The sequence below is a fragment of the Micromonospora parathelypteridis genome (assembly GCF_014201145.1).
GTDB classification, from domain to species: Bacteria; Actinomycetota; Actinomycetes; order Mycobacteriales; family Micromonosporaceae; genus Micromonospora; species Micromonospora parathelypteridis.
This window is the reverse complement of record NZ_JACHDP010000001.1, coordinates 4,678,261-4,693,185: the sequence shown is the minus strand read 5'-3', so window position 1 is coordinate 4,693,185 and position 14,925 is coordinate 4,678,261. Positions and strand designations below refer to the sequence as shown.

General features: G+C 71.0%; 10 protein-coding genes. 4 read left to right on the top strand and 6 right to left on the bottom strand.

The genetic code is table 11. The features are described 5' to 3' along the window. Positions 1-118 precede the first annotated feature (118 nt). Positions 119-1,411, top strand: coding sequence for a dicarboxylate/amino acid:cation symporter (locus tag HNR20_RS21140; protein WP_184188757.1), 1,293 nt, complete (start codon positions 119-121; stop codon positions 1,409-1,411). 72 nt (positions 1,412-1,483) lie between these two features. Continuing rightward, positions 1,484-2,548, top strand: a complete 1,065-nt coding sequence (locus HNR20_RS21135) for an NADH:flavin oxidoreductase/NADH oxidase (RefSeq protein WP_184182466.1) — start codon at positions 1,484-1,486, stop codon at positions 2,546-2,548. A gap of 48 nt (positions 2,549-2,596) precedes the next feature. On the opposite strand, the gene HNR20_RS21130 is transcribed toward HNR20_RS21135, so the two are convergent. Then, positions 2,597-6,112: an ATP-binding cassette domain-containing protein gene (locus HNR20_RS21130; RefSeq protein WP_184182464.1), complete on the bottom strand. Its 3,516-nt coding sequence runs from the start codon at positions 6,110-6,112 to the stop codon at positions 2,597-2,599. Between the two features lie 985 nt (positions 6,113-7,097). Between HNR20_RS21130 and HNR20_RS21125 the strand changes: the two genes are divergently transcribed. Then, positions 7,098-7,682: a hypothetical protein gene (locus HNR20_RS21125; RefSeq protein WP_184182462.1), complete on the top strand. Its 585-nt coding sequence runs from the start codon at positions 7,098-7,100 to the stop codon at positions 7,680-7,682. A 445-nt stretch (positions 7,683-8,127) separates the two neighbouring features. On the opposite strand, the gene HNR20_RS21120 is transcribed toward HNR20_RS21125, so the two are convergent. Together HNR20_RS21120 and HNR20_RS21115 are read right to left on the bottom strand one after the other, a co-directional pair. After that, positions 8,128-8,967 carry a GNAT family N-acetyltransferase gene (locus HNR20_RS21120; RefSeq protein WP_184182459.1) on the bottom strand — a complete coding sequence of 280 codons (840 nt, stop codon included), beginning with the start codon at positions 8,965-8,967 and terminating at the stop codon, positions 8,128-8,130. Positions 8,968-9,024: 57 nt separating this feature from the next. Next, on the bottom strand, positions 9,025-10,248 hold the full coding sequence (locus HNR20_RS21115) for an MFS transporter (RefSeq protein ID WP_184182457.1): 1,224 nt from the start codon (positions 10,246-10,248) through the stop codon (positions 9,025-9,027). A 112-nt stretch (positions 10,249-10,360) separates the two neighbouring features. Here HNR20_RS21115 and HNR20_RS21110 point away from each other — a divergent pair, with 112 nt between their 5' ends. Continuing rightward, positions 10,361-10,948, top strand: coding sequence for a PadR family transcriptional regulator (locus tag HNR20_RS21110; protein WP_184182455.1), 588 nt, complete (start codon positions 10,361-10,363; stop codon positions 10,946-10,948). 127 nt (positions 10,949-11,075) lie between these two features. On the opposite strand, the gene ispG is transcribed toward HNR20_RS21110, so the two are convergent. From ispG to dxr, 3 genes are read right to left on the bottom strand one after another with little or no spacing between them, the layout of a single operon-like run. Next, positions 11,076-12,248: a flavodoxin-dependent (E)-4-hydroxy-3-methylbut-2-enyl-diphosphate synthase gene (gene ispG / locus HNR20_RS21105; protein ID WP_110562372.1), complete on the bottom strand. Its 1,173-nt coding sequence runs from the start codon at positions 12,246-12,248 to the stop codon at positions 11,076-11,078. 8 nt (positions 12,249-12,256) lie between these two features. Further along, positions 12,257-13,507 (bottom strand): M50 family metallopeptidase, encoded by a 1,251-nt coding sequence (locus HNR20_RS21100; RefSeq protein WP_184182453.1) that lies wholly within the window; start codon positions 13,505-13,507, stop codon positions 12,257-12,259. Then, positions 13,507-14,718: a 1-deoxy-D-xylulose-5-phosphate reductoisomerase gene (gene dxr / locus HNR20_RS21095; RefSeq protein WP_184182451.1), complete on the bottom strand. Its 1,212-nt coding sequence runs from the start codon at positions 14,716-14,718 to the stop codon at positions 13,507-13,509. The genes HNR20_RS21100 and dxr overlap by 1 nt, the downstream gene beginning before the upstream one ends. Between the last annotated feature and the right edge of the window lie 207 nt (positions 14,719-14,925).

The window sequence follows — 14,925 nt, the reverse complement described above, 5'->3', positions numbered from 1 at the left end:
CACCGTCCGCCTGTATGTCGATCTCCGACTGCAGGCTAGCGGCATCTGTCCGGGCTAGCCGCGTTCCCACGCCTGCCCTGATCAGACCGGACAATTGGATACATCCATGCCCTTCAGCCTGCGCAAGATTCCCTTCTCCGTGCAGATTCTGCTCGGCCTCGTGCTCGGCGTCGCGCTGGGCTTCCTGGCCCGCACCAACGACCTGAGCTGGCTGACCACCACGCTGCACACCGTCGGCAGTCTCTTCATCCAGCTGCTCAAGCTGGCCGTGCCGCCGCTTGTCTTCACCGCCATCGTGGTCAGCGTGGTCAGCCTGCGCGGCGTGACCAACGCCGCCCGGCTCGCACTCAAGACCCTGATGTGGTTCGGCATCACCGCGCTGATCTCGGTGAGCATCGGCATCGTCCTCGGCCTGATCATCAACCCGGGTAAGGGAGTCACCCTCGACCTGGGTGGCGCGACGCCGCCGAAGAACACCGGCTCGTGGACCGACTTCCTCACCGGCATCGTGCCCACCAACCCGGTCGGCGCGTTCGTCGAGGGCAACGTCCTCCAGATCGTCTTCCTCGCCCTCGTGTTCGGTGCCGCCGCCATGCTGGTCGGCGAGGCCGCCGAGCCGTTCGTGGCGCTGAACCGCTCCCTGCTGGCGATCGTCCAGAAGGCGCTCTGGTGGGTCATCCGCCTCGCCCCGATCGGCACCCTCGGCCTGATCGGCAACGCCGTCGCCTCGTACGGCTGGGACCTGCTGGCCCCCCTCGCGAAGTTCACCACCGCCGTCTACATCGGCTGCGCCATCGTGCTGTTCGTGCTCTACCCGCTGGTGCTGGTCCTCGCCGGCCGCCTCAACCCGCTGCGCTTCTTCGCCGGCGCCTGGCCGGCGATCGAGCTGGCCTTCGTGTCCCGTTCCTCGGTCGGGACCATGCCGGTGACCCAGCGCTCCGTCGAGCGTCTCGGCGTTCCCCGCGAGTACGCCTCGTTCGCGGTGCCCTTCGGCGCGACCACGAAGATGGACGGCTGCGCCGCCATCTACCCGGCGCTGGCCGCGATCTTCGTGGCCCAGGTCTTCGGCGTGCACCTCGGCATCGGCGACTACCTGCTGATCGCGTTCGTCTCGGTGGTCGGCTCGGCGGCGACCGCCGGTCTGACCGGCGCGACCGTGATGCTCACCCTGACCCTCAGCACGTTGGGTCTGCCGCTGGCCGGTGCCGGTCTGCTGCTGGCCATCGACCCGATCCTGGACATGATGCGCACCGCCACCAACGTGGCCGGACAGGCGCTGGTGCCGATCGTCGTGTCCGCCCGCGAGGGCACTCTCGACCGGGTCGCGTACGAGTCCGCCGGTCAGCGCGACCTGACCGAGCCGGAGCCGGTCGCGGAGACCCGGCCCGAGCTCAGTCCTGTCCCTGCCTGACCAGTCGCACAGCGACGGAAACTGGCCCCTCCCCCCGGAGGGGCCAGTTTCCGTTTCCGAGAGGATGAACACATGAGTTCCCTGTTCGCACCGCTGGCGTTGCGCGCGGTCACCCTGCCCAACCGGATCGCCATGGCACCGATGTGCCAGTACTCTGCCGGCCCGGACGGCCTGCCCACCGACTGGCACCTGATCCACCTCGGCAGCCGCGCGATCGGTGGCGCTGGTCTGGTGCTGAGCGAGGCGACCGCGGTGCTCCCCGAGGGCCGGATCAGCCCACAGGACACCGGGCTGTGGTCCGACGCGCACGTCGACGCGTGGCGACCGGTGACCGCGTTCATCGCCGCCCACGGCGCGGTGCCGGCCGTACAGCTCGCGCACGCCGGGTTCAAGGCCTCCACCTACCGGCCGTGGGCGCCCGAGCGCGGCGGCGTGCCGGACGCCGAGGGCGGCTGGACGCCCGTCGCCCCCGGTTCGGAGCCGTTCACCGCCGGCTACCGGACGCCGACCACCCTCGACGAGGTCGGCATCGCCGGTGTGGTCCAGGCGTTCGCGGCCGCCGCCGAACGCGCGCTGGCCGCCGGCTTCGCCGCCGTGGAGATCCACGCCGCCCACGGCTACCTGCTCAACGAGTTCCTCTCGCCGCTGACCAACCACCGCACCGACTCCTACGGCGGCGACCGGACCGCCCGGATGCGGCTCACCCTGGAGGTGGCACGCGCGGTGCGCGGCGCGGTCGGCGAGGACGTGCCGGTGCTGACCCGGATCTCCGCCACCGACTGGGTCGAGGGCGGTTGGACGATCGAGGACAGCGTCGTGCTCGCCGGCGAGCTGGCCGGCGTCGGCGTCGACCTGGTCGACACTTCCTCCGGTGGGGTGAGCGTGCAGCAGAGCATTCCCCTCGGCCCCGGCTACCAGGTGCCGCTGGCCGCGCAGATCCGCCGCGAGGCCGGCGTGCCCACCGGCGCGGTGGGCCTGATCGTCGAACCGGAGCACGCCGAGCAGATCGTCGCCAGCGGCGAGGCTGATCTGGTGCTGCTCGGCCGCGAGTTGCTGCGCGACCCGTACTGGCCGCGCCGCGCCGCCGCCAAGCTCGGCGTCGCGTACGCCGGACCCTCCCAATACGCCCGCGCCTGAAGTAGGGACACCTCGGGCGGCTGCCGCACTGGGTAGCCGCCCGAGGTGTCAACCGGCCAGGTGCGACCAGTCGCCCTCCAGGTCCTGCCAGGTGCCCTGGGCCGCCACCGTGCCGCCGAGCAGCACCACCACGTGGTCGGCGCGGACCAGCGCGGCACGCTTCGCGGTCGAGCCGACGACGGTCACCCCGTGTCCGCGCAACGCCTGCCAGAGCGCCAGCTCGGTGGTGACGTCGAGCGCCGACGACACGTCGTCGGCGACCAGCAATTCGGTACGCGGAGCCAACGCCCGAGCCAGCGCCAACCGCTGCAGCTGCCCACCGGAGAGCCGGGTGCCCTTGTGCCCGATGAGCAGACCCAGCCCACCGCCGGCAGCGGCCAGGTCATGGTCGAGCTGGGCGGTGCTGACCGCGCCGGCCGCGTCCACCTGGTGGCCCAGCGCGATGTTGTCGGCCACCGTGCCGGAGAGCACCCGAGGCAACTGGCCGACGTAGCCGACCTGGTTGGGGCGTAGGAACAGCTCCGGCTCGGTGACCGGGTCGCCGTTCCAGGTCAGCTCGCCGGTGTGGTGCACGATCCCGGCCAACGCCCGCAGCAACGAGGACTTGCCCGACCCCACCGGCCCGACGACCAGCACCAACTGCCCCCGCTGCACGGTCAGGTTCACGTCACGGACGGCCACCATGCCGTCGGAGTGCACCACCCCGAAGCCGCGCAACTCCAGCCGGCGCAGCGGATGCCGCGGCGGTGGCGTCGGCGCGGGAGCCGTCCCGGCGGCCAGGTCCACCGCCGCAACCGCCGCGGAGTACGCGCCCACTCCGGTCATCGCCGCCGTGCGCCGCGTCCAGACCCGTGCCGAGGGCAGCTGGGAGATCAACGAAGCGGTGGTCCAGGCGAACCAGCGGGCCGCGCCCAACGTGGACACGGCCACCAGCACCGCCCCGGCGGAGAGCGAGCCGTTCAGGTAGAGCGCCCACGCGCCGATCGGCAACAGACCGCTGGCCACCGACGGGGTGGAACGCGCCCACACCTGCGCCGAGATCTCCCGGCGCTGGCGGTCACTGCGCAGCACGTCCAGGTCGGCGAGGTGACGCAGCACGGCCGCGCTCGCACCGGCGAGCTTCACCGTCCGCGCCGAGGACAGCACGGAGACCAGCGCGGTGGCGAAGGCGGCCCGCGCGGACACGGTCGCCCGTGCCGACCGCTCCAGCTTCGGCCCGAACAGGGTCGCGGCCAGCCCGGAGACCACCATCGTGCCGACGAAGAACAACGCTGGTACGACGCTGCCGGAGACCACCGTCATGGCAACCGCCAGGACCACCGCCGCAGACTGGTCGAACAGGTTGTCCGCGAGTTGGACCACCCGCTCGGTGTCGCCGCCCTGCGCCACCACCTCGGCCGGGGTGTGTGTGCTGACCCGGCGCGGCCCGGTCTGGCCGTGCACCAGACGCAGGCTGATCCGCAGCATCTGCCGCACCCACCACTGTGGAAACCAGATGCCGGTGTAGTAGGGCACCGGCAGCGTGAGCAGCAACCCGGCCACGATCCCCCACGCCGGCAGGTACGGGTCACCGACGCCGTCGACCAGATCCGCCCAGAGCCACGGCAACACCGGGCCGTCCAGCCCGAGCAGGATGATCACGAGGAACAGGGCCATCGCCCCCAGCCCGAACCGGGGGTCGTTGCCGCAGAGCCGGAGGATCTCCCGGAACGTGCGGGCCGGCGGGGTCGGCGGCAGGGGCGGCGGGTCCGCCTTCACCGGCACGACTGCTCCGTCCGCCACCGTCGGCTCGACCCGCCCGCCGGTGGGCCAGGTGTCCGTCGGGCCCGGGCCGGTCAGCAGATCCGTGCCGCCGCCAGCGCGGGCTGCCTGCGGCGCAGCGGCGTACGCGGCCGCGTGACTGGTCGCCAACAGCTCGGCGAAGCGGGCAGACGCGTCCAGTGGGCCGGCCTCGACCACCGCACCGTCGGCCAGCACCACCACCTCGTCGCAGCGGCGTACCGAGGAGAGCCGGTGCGCGATGACGATGCCGATCCGGTCGCGCAGCAGCCGTTCGGTGGCTCGCTGCACCCGCGCCTCGGTCACCGGGTCCAGCCGCGCGGTGGCCTCGTCGAGGATCACCACGTGCGGCTCCCGGACCAGGATCCGGGCGAACGCCACCAGTTGCTCCTGACCGGCGGAGAGCACGTGCCCGCCCTCCCCCAGCCGGGTCGCCAACCCGTCGGGCAGCTCAGCGATCCAACCGGCGAGGCCCAACTCGTTCAGCGCCCGTTCGGCGACGTCGAGCAGCGCCGGGTCGAAGAGTGCGACGTTCTCGGCGAGCGTGCCGGCCAGGATCTCGGTGCGCTGGGGTACCAGGGCCACCCACCGGCGAAGCTGCTCGACGTCGAGGTCACACAGGTCGGTGCCCCCGAGGAAGACCGACCCTGCCGGCACGTCGACGGCCCGGGTCAGCACCTTCGCCATGGTCGACTTGCCCGAGCCGGTTCGCCCGATGAGCGCGTAGGAACGACCCCGCGCAAAGGTGAGGCTGACCCCACGCAGCGCGTGCCCCCGGCCGCTCTCCGGACCGCTCACCTGGTAGCCGAAGGTGAGGTCGCGGATGCGCAGGTCGCCCTCGGTCGGGCTGGCTCCACCTGTGGGTTCCTGCCGGGCGTCCTCCAGCAGCAGCACCCGGCCCCATGCGCCGAGCGCGTACTGCAGATCCGGAACCATCCGGCTCACGTGTTCGACGGTGGCGCCGAAGGCCAGCGCGAGCAACCACACGGCGGTCAACCGGGCAGCGTCGATCTGACCGCTGGCCAACGCCCACGCGCCGCCGAGCACCACGGCACCGACGCCGCACCGGATGGTCGCGGCGGCGATCGTGGTCACCTGGGCGGACATCACCCAGACCCGTTTGCCGCGGGACAGGACGGCAGCGGCCCGCCGGGCGTAGAGCCGCAGCACGTACGGCCGGGCCAGGCTGGTACGCACGTCGTCCTGACCGTGCACCGCCTCCTCCATGACGGCGGCCAGGTCCGACCAGGCCTCCTCCTCGGCCATCCGGGCCGGGACGATGCGGGCGGTCGGCCGGCGCAGCCCCACCGCGAGGGCCACGGTCAGCAGCAGCATCGCGATCCCCGCCGGCCACCAGACGAACAGCGCGACGGCCACCGACAGCACGCCCACGCAGAGCCCCTGCGCGAGCCGCGTGCCCTCGTTACGGACCGCAGCCGCAACCTGGTAGACGTCGCCGTCGATGCGGTCGAGCAACTCGCCCACCGGAGTGGTCTCCAACGTGGGCAGGTCCTGCCCGAGGGCCACCCGGCAGAGCCGCCGCCGCACCTCAGCGGACCAGTCGGCGGTCAGGCCGGCCATCAGCAGACTCACCGCGAAGTCGGTGAGCACCGCGGCGACCAGCGCCGCGGCCAACACCGCGAAGAACCCGGTCGAGCGGTGCAACAGCACCGGACCGGCCAGCGCCGACGCGGCCGCCTGGCCGGCGGCACCGAGCAGGATCAGGATTGCCACAACCGTCATACGGCGTGGCGAGGTGCCCCACAGGTCTCGGAGCAGGCGCATGGAAGTCCTCCGGACGCGGGGGTGGCGGAGAACCCAGCCTGCCGGCGCCGACCCGTCATTTCAACCGATTTTCCGTGCTCTGAGCAGGGCATCCGCCAGGTCTGGACAACCCGACCCGCGCTGCCGAGCGACGCCCCGATCACGTGTTTGAGATGGATGAGCCAGCCACGCCCTCCAGGGACCGCCTGCCCCCAGTTTCCTCTCAGATCCCCCCAGATCCCCTCAGATACCCTCAGATCCCCTCAGATCCCCTCAGCCGACCGAAGTCTCATGATCGACTCGACATCCCCGATATCGCGGTATCGCGCCGCCCGGTTACCCCCACATCGGCGATGTCGAGTCGATCATCTCCGGAAAGGTGGTCTGGCGTCGGGCCGGCTGGGATCCATGATCGCTTTGTCCGGTCTGGGGTGTTCTGGCCTGTGACCGGTCGCACCCGTGGCCCGGAATCATGGCCGGGCCGGGGTCGTTACATACCCTGACGATCACAGCACCACCGGCTAGCCGCCCCGCCCCCGGAGTTGGAATGCCGGCCCCGGCCCGGTCGTTGCAGTCCCCACGAACGACCGCCCGCCCGGCCGCCTCCACGAGGTGCCGATGGACGGGCCGCTCCCGGAATGACCGCGGCCTGTGCGTCGTTACATCTGGACCCGACGCCATGAGCTCTCCGCTCGTCGGCCGCCCCGGGGAATGACCCCGGCCCCCGGGTCGTTACACCCGGACCTGGCGCCACGAGCCCTCCGCTCGTGAGCTACCCCGGGAATGGCCCCGGACCTCGGGTCGTTACGCACGGACCCGGCGCCACGAGCCCCCCGCTTGTAGGCCGCCGACCCCGGCGCCACCAGCCCCCCGCTTGTGGGCGCCGACCCTCTTAAGACTTTCCGCGTTCGTTTGTTTGTGCAGCGCCCGGACGAGGTGCTCACACCGGGCACGCCTTCCCCCTTATGGGCGTGTGGGTGTCCTTACCCCCGAAGGAGCTACCCCCATGAACACCATCATGCGTAAGAGTGTGCTGTCCGTTGCTGGTCTCGCGTTCGCCGGTGGTGTGTTCGCCGGTCCGATCGCCGGCCACGCCAACCCGGTCGATGCCAAGCCCGTCGCGGTGGCGGTGCAGGCCGACAAGCCCGACACGAGCAAGCTGATCCCGCACGGCACCCAGGGCGACCAGTCCCGCATCACGTTGAACGACGAGCAGACCGCCAACGCCAAGGCGATCATCGCCGCCACGAAGAAGGCCGGCCTCCCCGAGCGGGCCGCGGTCATCTCGATCGCGACGAGCCTGCAGGAGTCGAAGCTGGAAAACCTCGGCCACCTGGGTGACATGAACGACCACGACTCGCTGGGCCTGTTCCAGCAGCGCCCCAGCTCGGGTTGGGGCACCCCGGAGCAGATCACCGACCCGGCCTACTCCACCACCGCGTTCCTCAAGGGCCTGCGACAGGTCGACGGGTGGCAGGACATGCCCCTGACCCAGGCCGCGCAGACCGTCCAGGTCTCCGCCTACCCCGACGCCTACGCCCAGTGGGAGCAGCAGGCCGCCGACCTCGTCGGCCAGCACTGGAACAGCTGACCACCACACATGAACAACCGACCGCTGGCCGGCACCCCGCACCCGGGGTGCCGGCCAACGGCATACCCACACCCCACGCGCCTTGACACCCGCGCCGACCCACACCCACACCCACACCCACACCCACGTCGATCATGGACTTGTGGTGCCTGATCGAGGATGCTTCGGGAGACTTTGTCCCCCACCACAACTCCTTGATCGACGCGGGCTGGCCCAAGGCACACGCCCCCGCAGCCACGAGCTTCGGCAATCTTGGACAGTTTCCGTCAGCAGCTGACGGAAACTGTCCAAGATCTCCACAGCCGGACGTACCGCCGATCAGGCCGACCGCCCGGCGCCGCCCACGAGGCGAGCACAAGGCGAGCACAACGCGGGCCGGCACGGCCCGGCGCTGACTCAAGGCGGGTCGGGACCGCCCGGCGGCAACCCACCGGGCGATCAGCGATCAGAAGAGGACCGTGGCGAGAGTGCCGATCGGTTGGAAGCCGCAGCGTTCGTAGACGCGGCGGGCCGGGAGGTTGAAGTCGTTGACGTACAGGCTGACTGTGGGGGCGACTCGCAGCAGCGCGTCCCGCACCACGGCTGCCATGGCGGCAGTGGCGATCCCTCGGCCCCGCCATTCCGGTGCCACCCAGACGCCCTGGACCTGTGCCGTCCGTTTGGTGACCACGGCCAGCTCGGCCTTGAAAACGACCTTGCCGTCGACGAAGCGGGCGTACGCCCGACCGGACCGGACCAGGTCGTTGACCCGTCGGCGGTAGCTGCGCCCGGCGTCCTCGGCCAGTGGGGAGACGCCGACTTCTTCGGTGTACATGGCCACTGCCGCTGGGAAGAGCCGATCGACCTCGCCGGAGCGGACCCGGCGTACCTCCGGGTCGGCAGGTACGGATGGCAGGGCGTCGGCGGCCAACAGTGGCTGGTTGGGGCGGACGTCTCGGGCTGGCCCCCAGGTGTCGGAGAGCCGGTCCCACAGCCCGAGGACGGCGTCCGCCCGGCCGACGATGGATGAGCAGAGCCGTTCCTCGCCCGCGAGCAGGTCGGCGAAGGCGGCCACTGCGGCGTCGGTCGCCAGCACGGGGGTCAGGTTGCCGCCGAGCCAGCAGAGCGATTCCAGGTTGCGCCGGGCGCCGTACCCCAGGATCCTGCCCTCGGCCCGCCACCAGGAGAGCCCGCGCGCGGCGATCCGCTCGGCGACCTGCGCGCCCGCGAACGGGTCGTGGTCGAGCAGTCGCTCGACCGCGCGGCGCTCCGATTCCCCGAGTTGCCGTACCGGCACCGTCAGCACGACTACCAGCCTGCCAGATCGACCCCCCGCTCCGCCGGTCGAGTGACGATGCCGCAATCAGACGGTCGCCGGTTCTGCGGGCTCGCTGACCGGCCGGGTCCGCCCGGCCCAGCGGACGACCGGGGGCACCAGTGCCCCGAGCAGGAGGAACAGGGCACCGAGCACAAGCCAGCCCGGTACGCCCCAACCGAGCGCGAGGGTGGTCACCACCACCGGGGCGAGCATCTTGCCCAGTTCGTAGCCCATGCCGTACGCCCCCTGGTACTGCCCCTGGGCGTCCGCTGGCGCCAGCCCGAAGGAGATTCCCCAGCCAGCGGCGGAGTGCCACAGTTCCCCGATCACGTGGGCGAGGGCCCCGACGCCGAGCAGTCCGACAGCGCCGGCGGTGGGCAGCGCGCCGCTGGCGGCGAAGAGTACGCAGGCCAGGGCGATGGCCACGCCCGCTCGACGGGAGGCGCGGGCGGCTCCGGGCAGGGTGGCGGCGGTACGCGAGACGCGGACCTGCAGGAGCACCACCAGCACGGTGTTGACCAGCGTCAACGCAGAGATCATCCAGACCGGTGCCCGGGTGTGGTTGGCGATCCACAGCGGCAGGGCGATGGTGAGCAGGCTGAAGTGCATCGACATCAGCCCGTCGACCAGGGTGAAGGCGAGGAACGGGCGGTCTCGCAGGGCGATCAGCCGGGGGCCGTGCGTCGGGGCGGCGACCGGGGCGACGCTGGGCAGTCGGAGGAAGATCGCCGCTGCGGCCAGGGACGCCGCCGCTGCGGTGAGGATCAGCGCGACGTAGCCGGTTCGGGTGTCCGCGGCGATGGCGAAGCCGCCGAGGACAGCACCGACGGAGATCCCGACGTTGGTGGTGGCCCGCAGGTAGGCACGGGTGCGTACCCGCTGGTCGGCCGGGATCGCTCCGGCGATGAGCGCGCCTCGGGCACCGCGCTCGATCGCGTCGGCGAGCGCGGTGACGGCCCCCACCAGCACGAACGTGGGAAACGACCGGACGGCGATCAGGCCGATGGTCATCAGACCGGCGGCGAACAGCGCCCCGACCTGGACTCCGCGTGGGCCGACGCGGTCGGCCAGGTAGCCGCTCGGGGTACTGGCCAGCACACCGACCAGCGCCGAGATGGTCAGCCCGATGCCCACCTGGGTCGCCGACAGGCCGACCGAGCGGGTGAGGAACAGGGCGCTTGCGACGAGCCAGAGGCCCCGGCCGACGGTCTTGACCAGGGTGCCGAGGGTGAGGACCCGGGCCGGACCCGGCGGGGGAAGCAGGTGCATGATCGACACCTTAGCAAGACGTACGTACGGTTTTCAAAGAAGAGGTTGTCGGCGATGCATTGCCGATATATCGTTGATGCATCAGCGACAGTACGAAGGAAGGAAGAACCCGATGAGGTTCCACCGAGAGCACCACCCGATGCACGAGGCCCGGATGCGGGGATTCGGCTTCCCGCCGATCCCGCCCGGCCCGCACGGACACGAGCACGGACACGGCGGCCCCTGGGGCGGCCGGGGGCGTGGACGGGGTCGGGGCCGACGCCCCAACGTCCGAGGCGCCGTGCTGGCCCTGCTCACCGAACGGCCGATGCACGGCTACGAGATGATCCAGGAGATCGACTCCCGCACCGGCGGTGCGTGGCGGCCGAGCCCGGGCTCGATCTACCCCACCCTGCAGCTACTGGAGGACGAGGGTGTGATCGTCGCCAGCACGGAGGAGTCCGGCGGCGGGCGCAAGCGGTTCACGGTCACCGAGGCCGGTCAGGCGGAGGCCACCGAGGCCGCGCAGACCCCGCCGTGGGCGGACGTCGCCCAGGGCACGGTGAGCAGCTGGCACGACATCCGCGACTCCGGCGCGCAGGCGATGAACGCCCTGCGCCAGGTGATGATGAATGGCACCGACGACCAGCGTGAGCGGGCCGCCCAGGTGCTCGACGAGACCCGCCGCAAGCTGTACGCGATCCTCGCCGAATCCGAGTGACGCGAGGCCGCGCCACAACACAAGCACCACAGCGCCACAGCACCGGCCCTCCGCGTACCGGAGGGCCGGGGACACAACGAAAGCGGCCGTTCCCTGCCGGGAACGGCCGCTTTTTCCACATGGAAAATCAGTGCACGGTGACGGTCGGGCCGGTGACCAGCCCGCGCAGCTCCTCGGGAAGCTCGGCGCCCATCTCGTCGGCGATGCGCAGCGCCTCCTCGATCAGCGTCTCCACGATCTGCGCCTCGGGCACCGTCTTGACGACCTGCCCCTTGACGAAGATCTGGCCCTTGCCGTTGCCGGAGGCGACGCCGAGGTCGGCCTCGCGAGCTTCGCCCGGACCGTTGACGACGCAGCCCATCACGGCGACCCGCAGCGGCACCGGCAGTCCTTCCAGACCGGCGGTGACCTCTTCGGCGAGTTTGTAGACGTCCACCTGGGCGCGCCCGCAGGACGGGCAGGAGACGATCTCCAGGCCTCGCTCACGCAGGCCCAGCGACTCCAGGATCTGGTTGCCGACCTTGATCTCCTCGACCGGCGGGGCGGACAGCGACACGCGGATGGTGTCGCCGATCCCCTCGGCGAGCAGGGCACCGAAGGCGACCGCCGACTTGATGGTGCCCTGGAAGGCCGGGCCGGCCTCGGTGACGCCTAGGTGCAGCGGGTAGTCGCACTGCTCGGCGAGCTGCCGGTACGCCCGGATCATCACGACCGGGTCGTTGTGCTTGACCGAGATCTTGATGTCGCGGAAGCCGTGCTCCTCGAACAGCGAGCACTCCCACAGCGCCGACTCGACGAGGGCCTCGGCGGTGGCCTTGCCGTACTTGGCCAGGAGCCGCTTGTCCAGGGAGCCGGCGTTGACGCCGATCCGGATCGGCGTACCGGCGGCGGAGGCCGCTGCCGCGATCTCCTTGACCTTGTCGTCGAACTGGCGGATGTTGCCCGGGTTGACCCGGACGGCCGCGCAGCCGGCGTCGATGGCGGCGAAGACGTACTTGGGCTGGAAGTGGATGTCGGCGATCACCGGGATCTGCGACTTCTTGGCGATCGCGGGCAGCGCCTCCACGTCGTCCTGCGACGGCACGGCCACCCGGACGATCTGGCAACCGGACGCGGTCAGCTCGGCGATCTGCTGGAGCGTGGCGTTGATGTCGGAGGTGAGGGTCGTGGTCATCGACTGCACGGACACCGGCGCACCACCACCCACCGGCACTGAACCGACCATGATCTGGCGGCTGGCCCGGCGGGGAGCGAGCGGCGGGGGCGGCATGGCGGGGATACCGAGACGGACAGCGGTCACTTCAGCACTCACCTTGGGAAGAGCGTGATCGGGTTGACGACGTCCGCGGTGATGGTCAGCAGCGTGAACACGCCACCGATGAGGATCACCACGTACGTGAAGGGCATCAGCTTGAGGTAGTCGACACGGCCGGGGTCGGCGCGGCCGATCCGTGCGTACAGCCAGGAGCGTGCCCGTTCGAACCAGGCGATGGCGATGTGGCCACCGTCCAGTGGGAGCAGCGGCAGCAGGTTGAACACGCCGATGAAGAAGTTCAGCGAGATGAACAGCGTCACGAACAGCAGCCACGCCTTGTTGGCGAACGCCTCGCCGCCGAGTCGGCTGGCGCCGACGACGCTGATCGGGGTGTCCACGTCACGTTCGCCGCCGGTGATGGCGGTCCACAGGGCGGGGACCTTCTGCGGCAGTCGCTGCAACGCCTGGACGGTGCCGACGGCCAGCTCGCGGGTGAATTCGCCGGTGGCGCCGAAAGCGGCGACCGGGCCGTACGTCACGCGGGTCGGGGTGGTGATGGTGAGCGCGACGCCGAGCGCGGCGACCGGGCCGACGGTGCCCTTCGGGTCGTCGATCGGCGGACGCTGGGTCTGCGCCAGCACCGTGCTGGTCTGGGCGGGCTGCCCGTCGCGGACGTACCCGATCTGCGCGGTCTCGCCCGGCTTCAGGGTCCGCAGGCTGGCGAGCATCTCACCGTAGTTGTTGATCGGCTTGCCGTTGAGCGAGGTGATCCGGTCGCCGTCGCGCAGCTGGGCCTGGGCGGCCGGACTTGCGGCGTCACCCGGCGCGCAGGCGCGTGCCGTGGTGTCCGGCACGACACAGTCGGAGATCGAGATGACCGCCGGCTCCTGCCGGACCTCGGCGTCGTTCGTGGGGAACTTGGGGTTGGGCAGGCCGAGGGAGACGGCCGCCACCCAGATGGCGATCAGTGCCAGCGCGAAGTGGGTGATCGAGCCCGCGGACATGACGATCGTGCGCTTCCACACCGGGAAGCGCCACATCGCCCGCGGCTCGTCGGCCGGGTCGACGTCGTCGTCCTGCGCGGTCATCCCGACGATCTTGCAGAAGCCGCCGAGCGGAATCCCCTTGAGGCCGTACTCCGTCTCACCCCGCTTGAACGACCAGATGGTGGGGCCGAAGCCGACGAAGTACTTGGTGACCTTCATCCCGAACGCCTTGGCGGTGAGCATGTGCCCCGCCTCGTGCAGGCTCACCGAGATGAGGATGGCCAAGGCGAAGATCGCCACCCCGAGCAGGTTTGCCATCAATTTCCTTCCACCGGACCGGCGATGATCTCCTGCGCGTGCGCGCGTGCCCACGACTCGGCCGTGAGCACGTCCTCGACGGTACCTGGTTCGTCGAAGTCCGGAGCCTCCTCCAACACGCGTTCGAGGGTGTCGACGATGCCGAGGAACGGCAGCCGGCCCGCCACGAACGCCGCCACGCACTCCTCGTTCGCCGCGTTGTAGATCGCCGGGCGGCAGCGCCCGGCCTCCCCGGCGGCCTTGGCCAGCGCGACCGCCGGGAACGCCTCGTCGTCGAGCGGGGCGAACTCCCAGGTGTGCGCGGTCGTCCAGTCGACGGCGGTGGCCGCCCCCGGCACCCGGTCCGGCCAGCCGATGCCCAGCGCGATGGGCAGCCGCATGTCCGGCGGGCTGGCCTGGGCGATCGTCGACCCGTCGACGAACTCGACCATCGAGTGGATCACCGACTGTGGGTGCACCATGACCACGATGTCGGCGTATGGCACGTCGAACAACTCGTGCGCCTCGATCACCTCGAGCGCCTTGTTGACCATGGTTGCCGAGTTGATCGTGACGACCGGGCCCATGTTCCAGGTGGGATGCGCCAGCGCCTGCTGGGGCGTGACCTGCGTCAGCTCGTCGCGCCGCCGACCCCGGAACGGGCCGCCGCTGGCCGTGACGATCAGCCGGCGCACCTCGCCGCGCGTTCCGCTGCGCAGGCACTGAGCCAGCGCCGAGTGCTCCGAGTCGACCGGGACGATCTGCCCCGGCCGCGTCACCGCGGCCTTGACCAGCGGGCCGCCGGCCACGAGCGACTCCTTGTTGGCCAACGCGAGAGTACGACCACCGCGCAGCGCGGCCAGCGTAGGAGCGAGGCCCAGCGAGCCGACCACCCCGTTGAGCACGATGTCGCACGGCCACTGGGCCAGCTCGGTCATCGCGTCCGGCCCGGCCACGATCTTCGGAAGCTTGAAGTCGCCGGTGGCCCAGCCACGCCTGCTCGCCTCGGCGTAGAACGCGAGTTGAAGGTCCTGCGCGGCGGACGCCTTGGCGACCCCGACCGCCTCGACGCCCAGTTCGAGCGCCTGCGCGGCGAGCAGCTCGACGTTGCCGCCACCCGCACCCACCGCGACCACCCGAAACCGGTCCGGATTGCGCCGGACGATGTCGATGGCCTGCGTGCCGATCGAACCGGTGGACCCGAGCAGGACGAGGTCGCGGGGGGAAGTCACCCGCCTATTCTTCCCCACCCCCGCTGTACGCCCGCTGGGAGCCTCAGCCCTCCCCACCCACCTGCGGCTCTTCCGGCCCGCCGTCGGTGAGTGATCGACTCCAGGTCGCCGACATGGCGCTATCCCGGCACCCGGACACCCCCATATCGGCGAAACGGTGTCGATCACGCGGCCGTGACCCGGCAGATGGACGTGCTCCCCCGGTGC

Excerpts from the sequence above, each read along its gene's own strand:
- HNR20_RS21135 (WP_184182466.1), top strand. The coding sequence starts at position 1,484 with ATGAGTTCCCTGTTCGCACCGCTGGCGTTGCGCGCGGTCACCCTGCCC.
- HNR20_RS21130 (WP_184182464.1), bottom strand. The coding sequence starts at position 6,112 with ATGCGCCTGCTCCGAGACCTGTGGGGCACCTCGCCACGCCGTATGACG.
- HNR20_RS21125 (WP_184182462.1), top strand. The coding sequence starts at position 7,098 with ATGAACACCATCATGCGTAAGAGTGTGCTGTCCGTTGCTGGTCTCGCG.
- HNR20_RS21115 (WP_184182457.1), bottom strand. The coding sequence starts at position 10,248 with ATGCACCTGCTTCCCCCGCCGGGTCCGGCCCGGGTCCTCACCCTCGGC.
- HNR20_RS21110 (WP_184182455.1), top strand. The coding sequence starts at position 10,361 with ATGAGGTTCCACCGAGAGCACCACCCGATGCACGAGGCCCGGATGCGG.
- HNR20_RS21100 (WP_184182453.1), bottom strand. The coding sequence starts at position 13,507 with ATGGCAAACCTGCTCGGGGTGGCGATCTTCGCCTTGGCCATCCTCATC.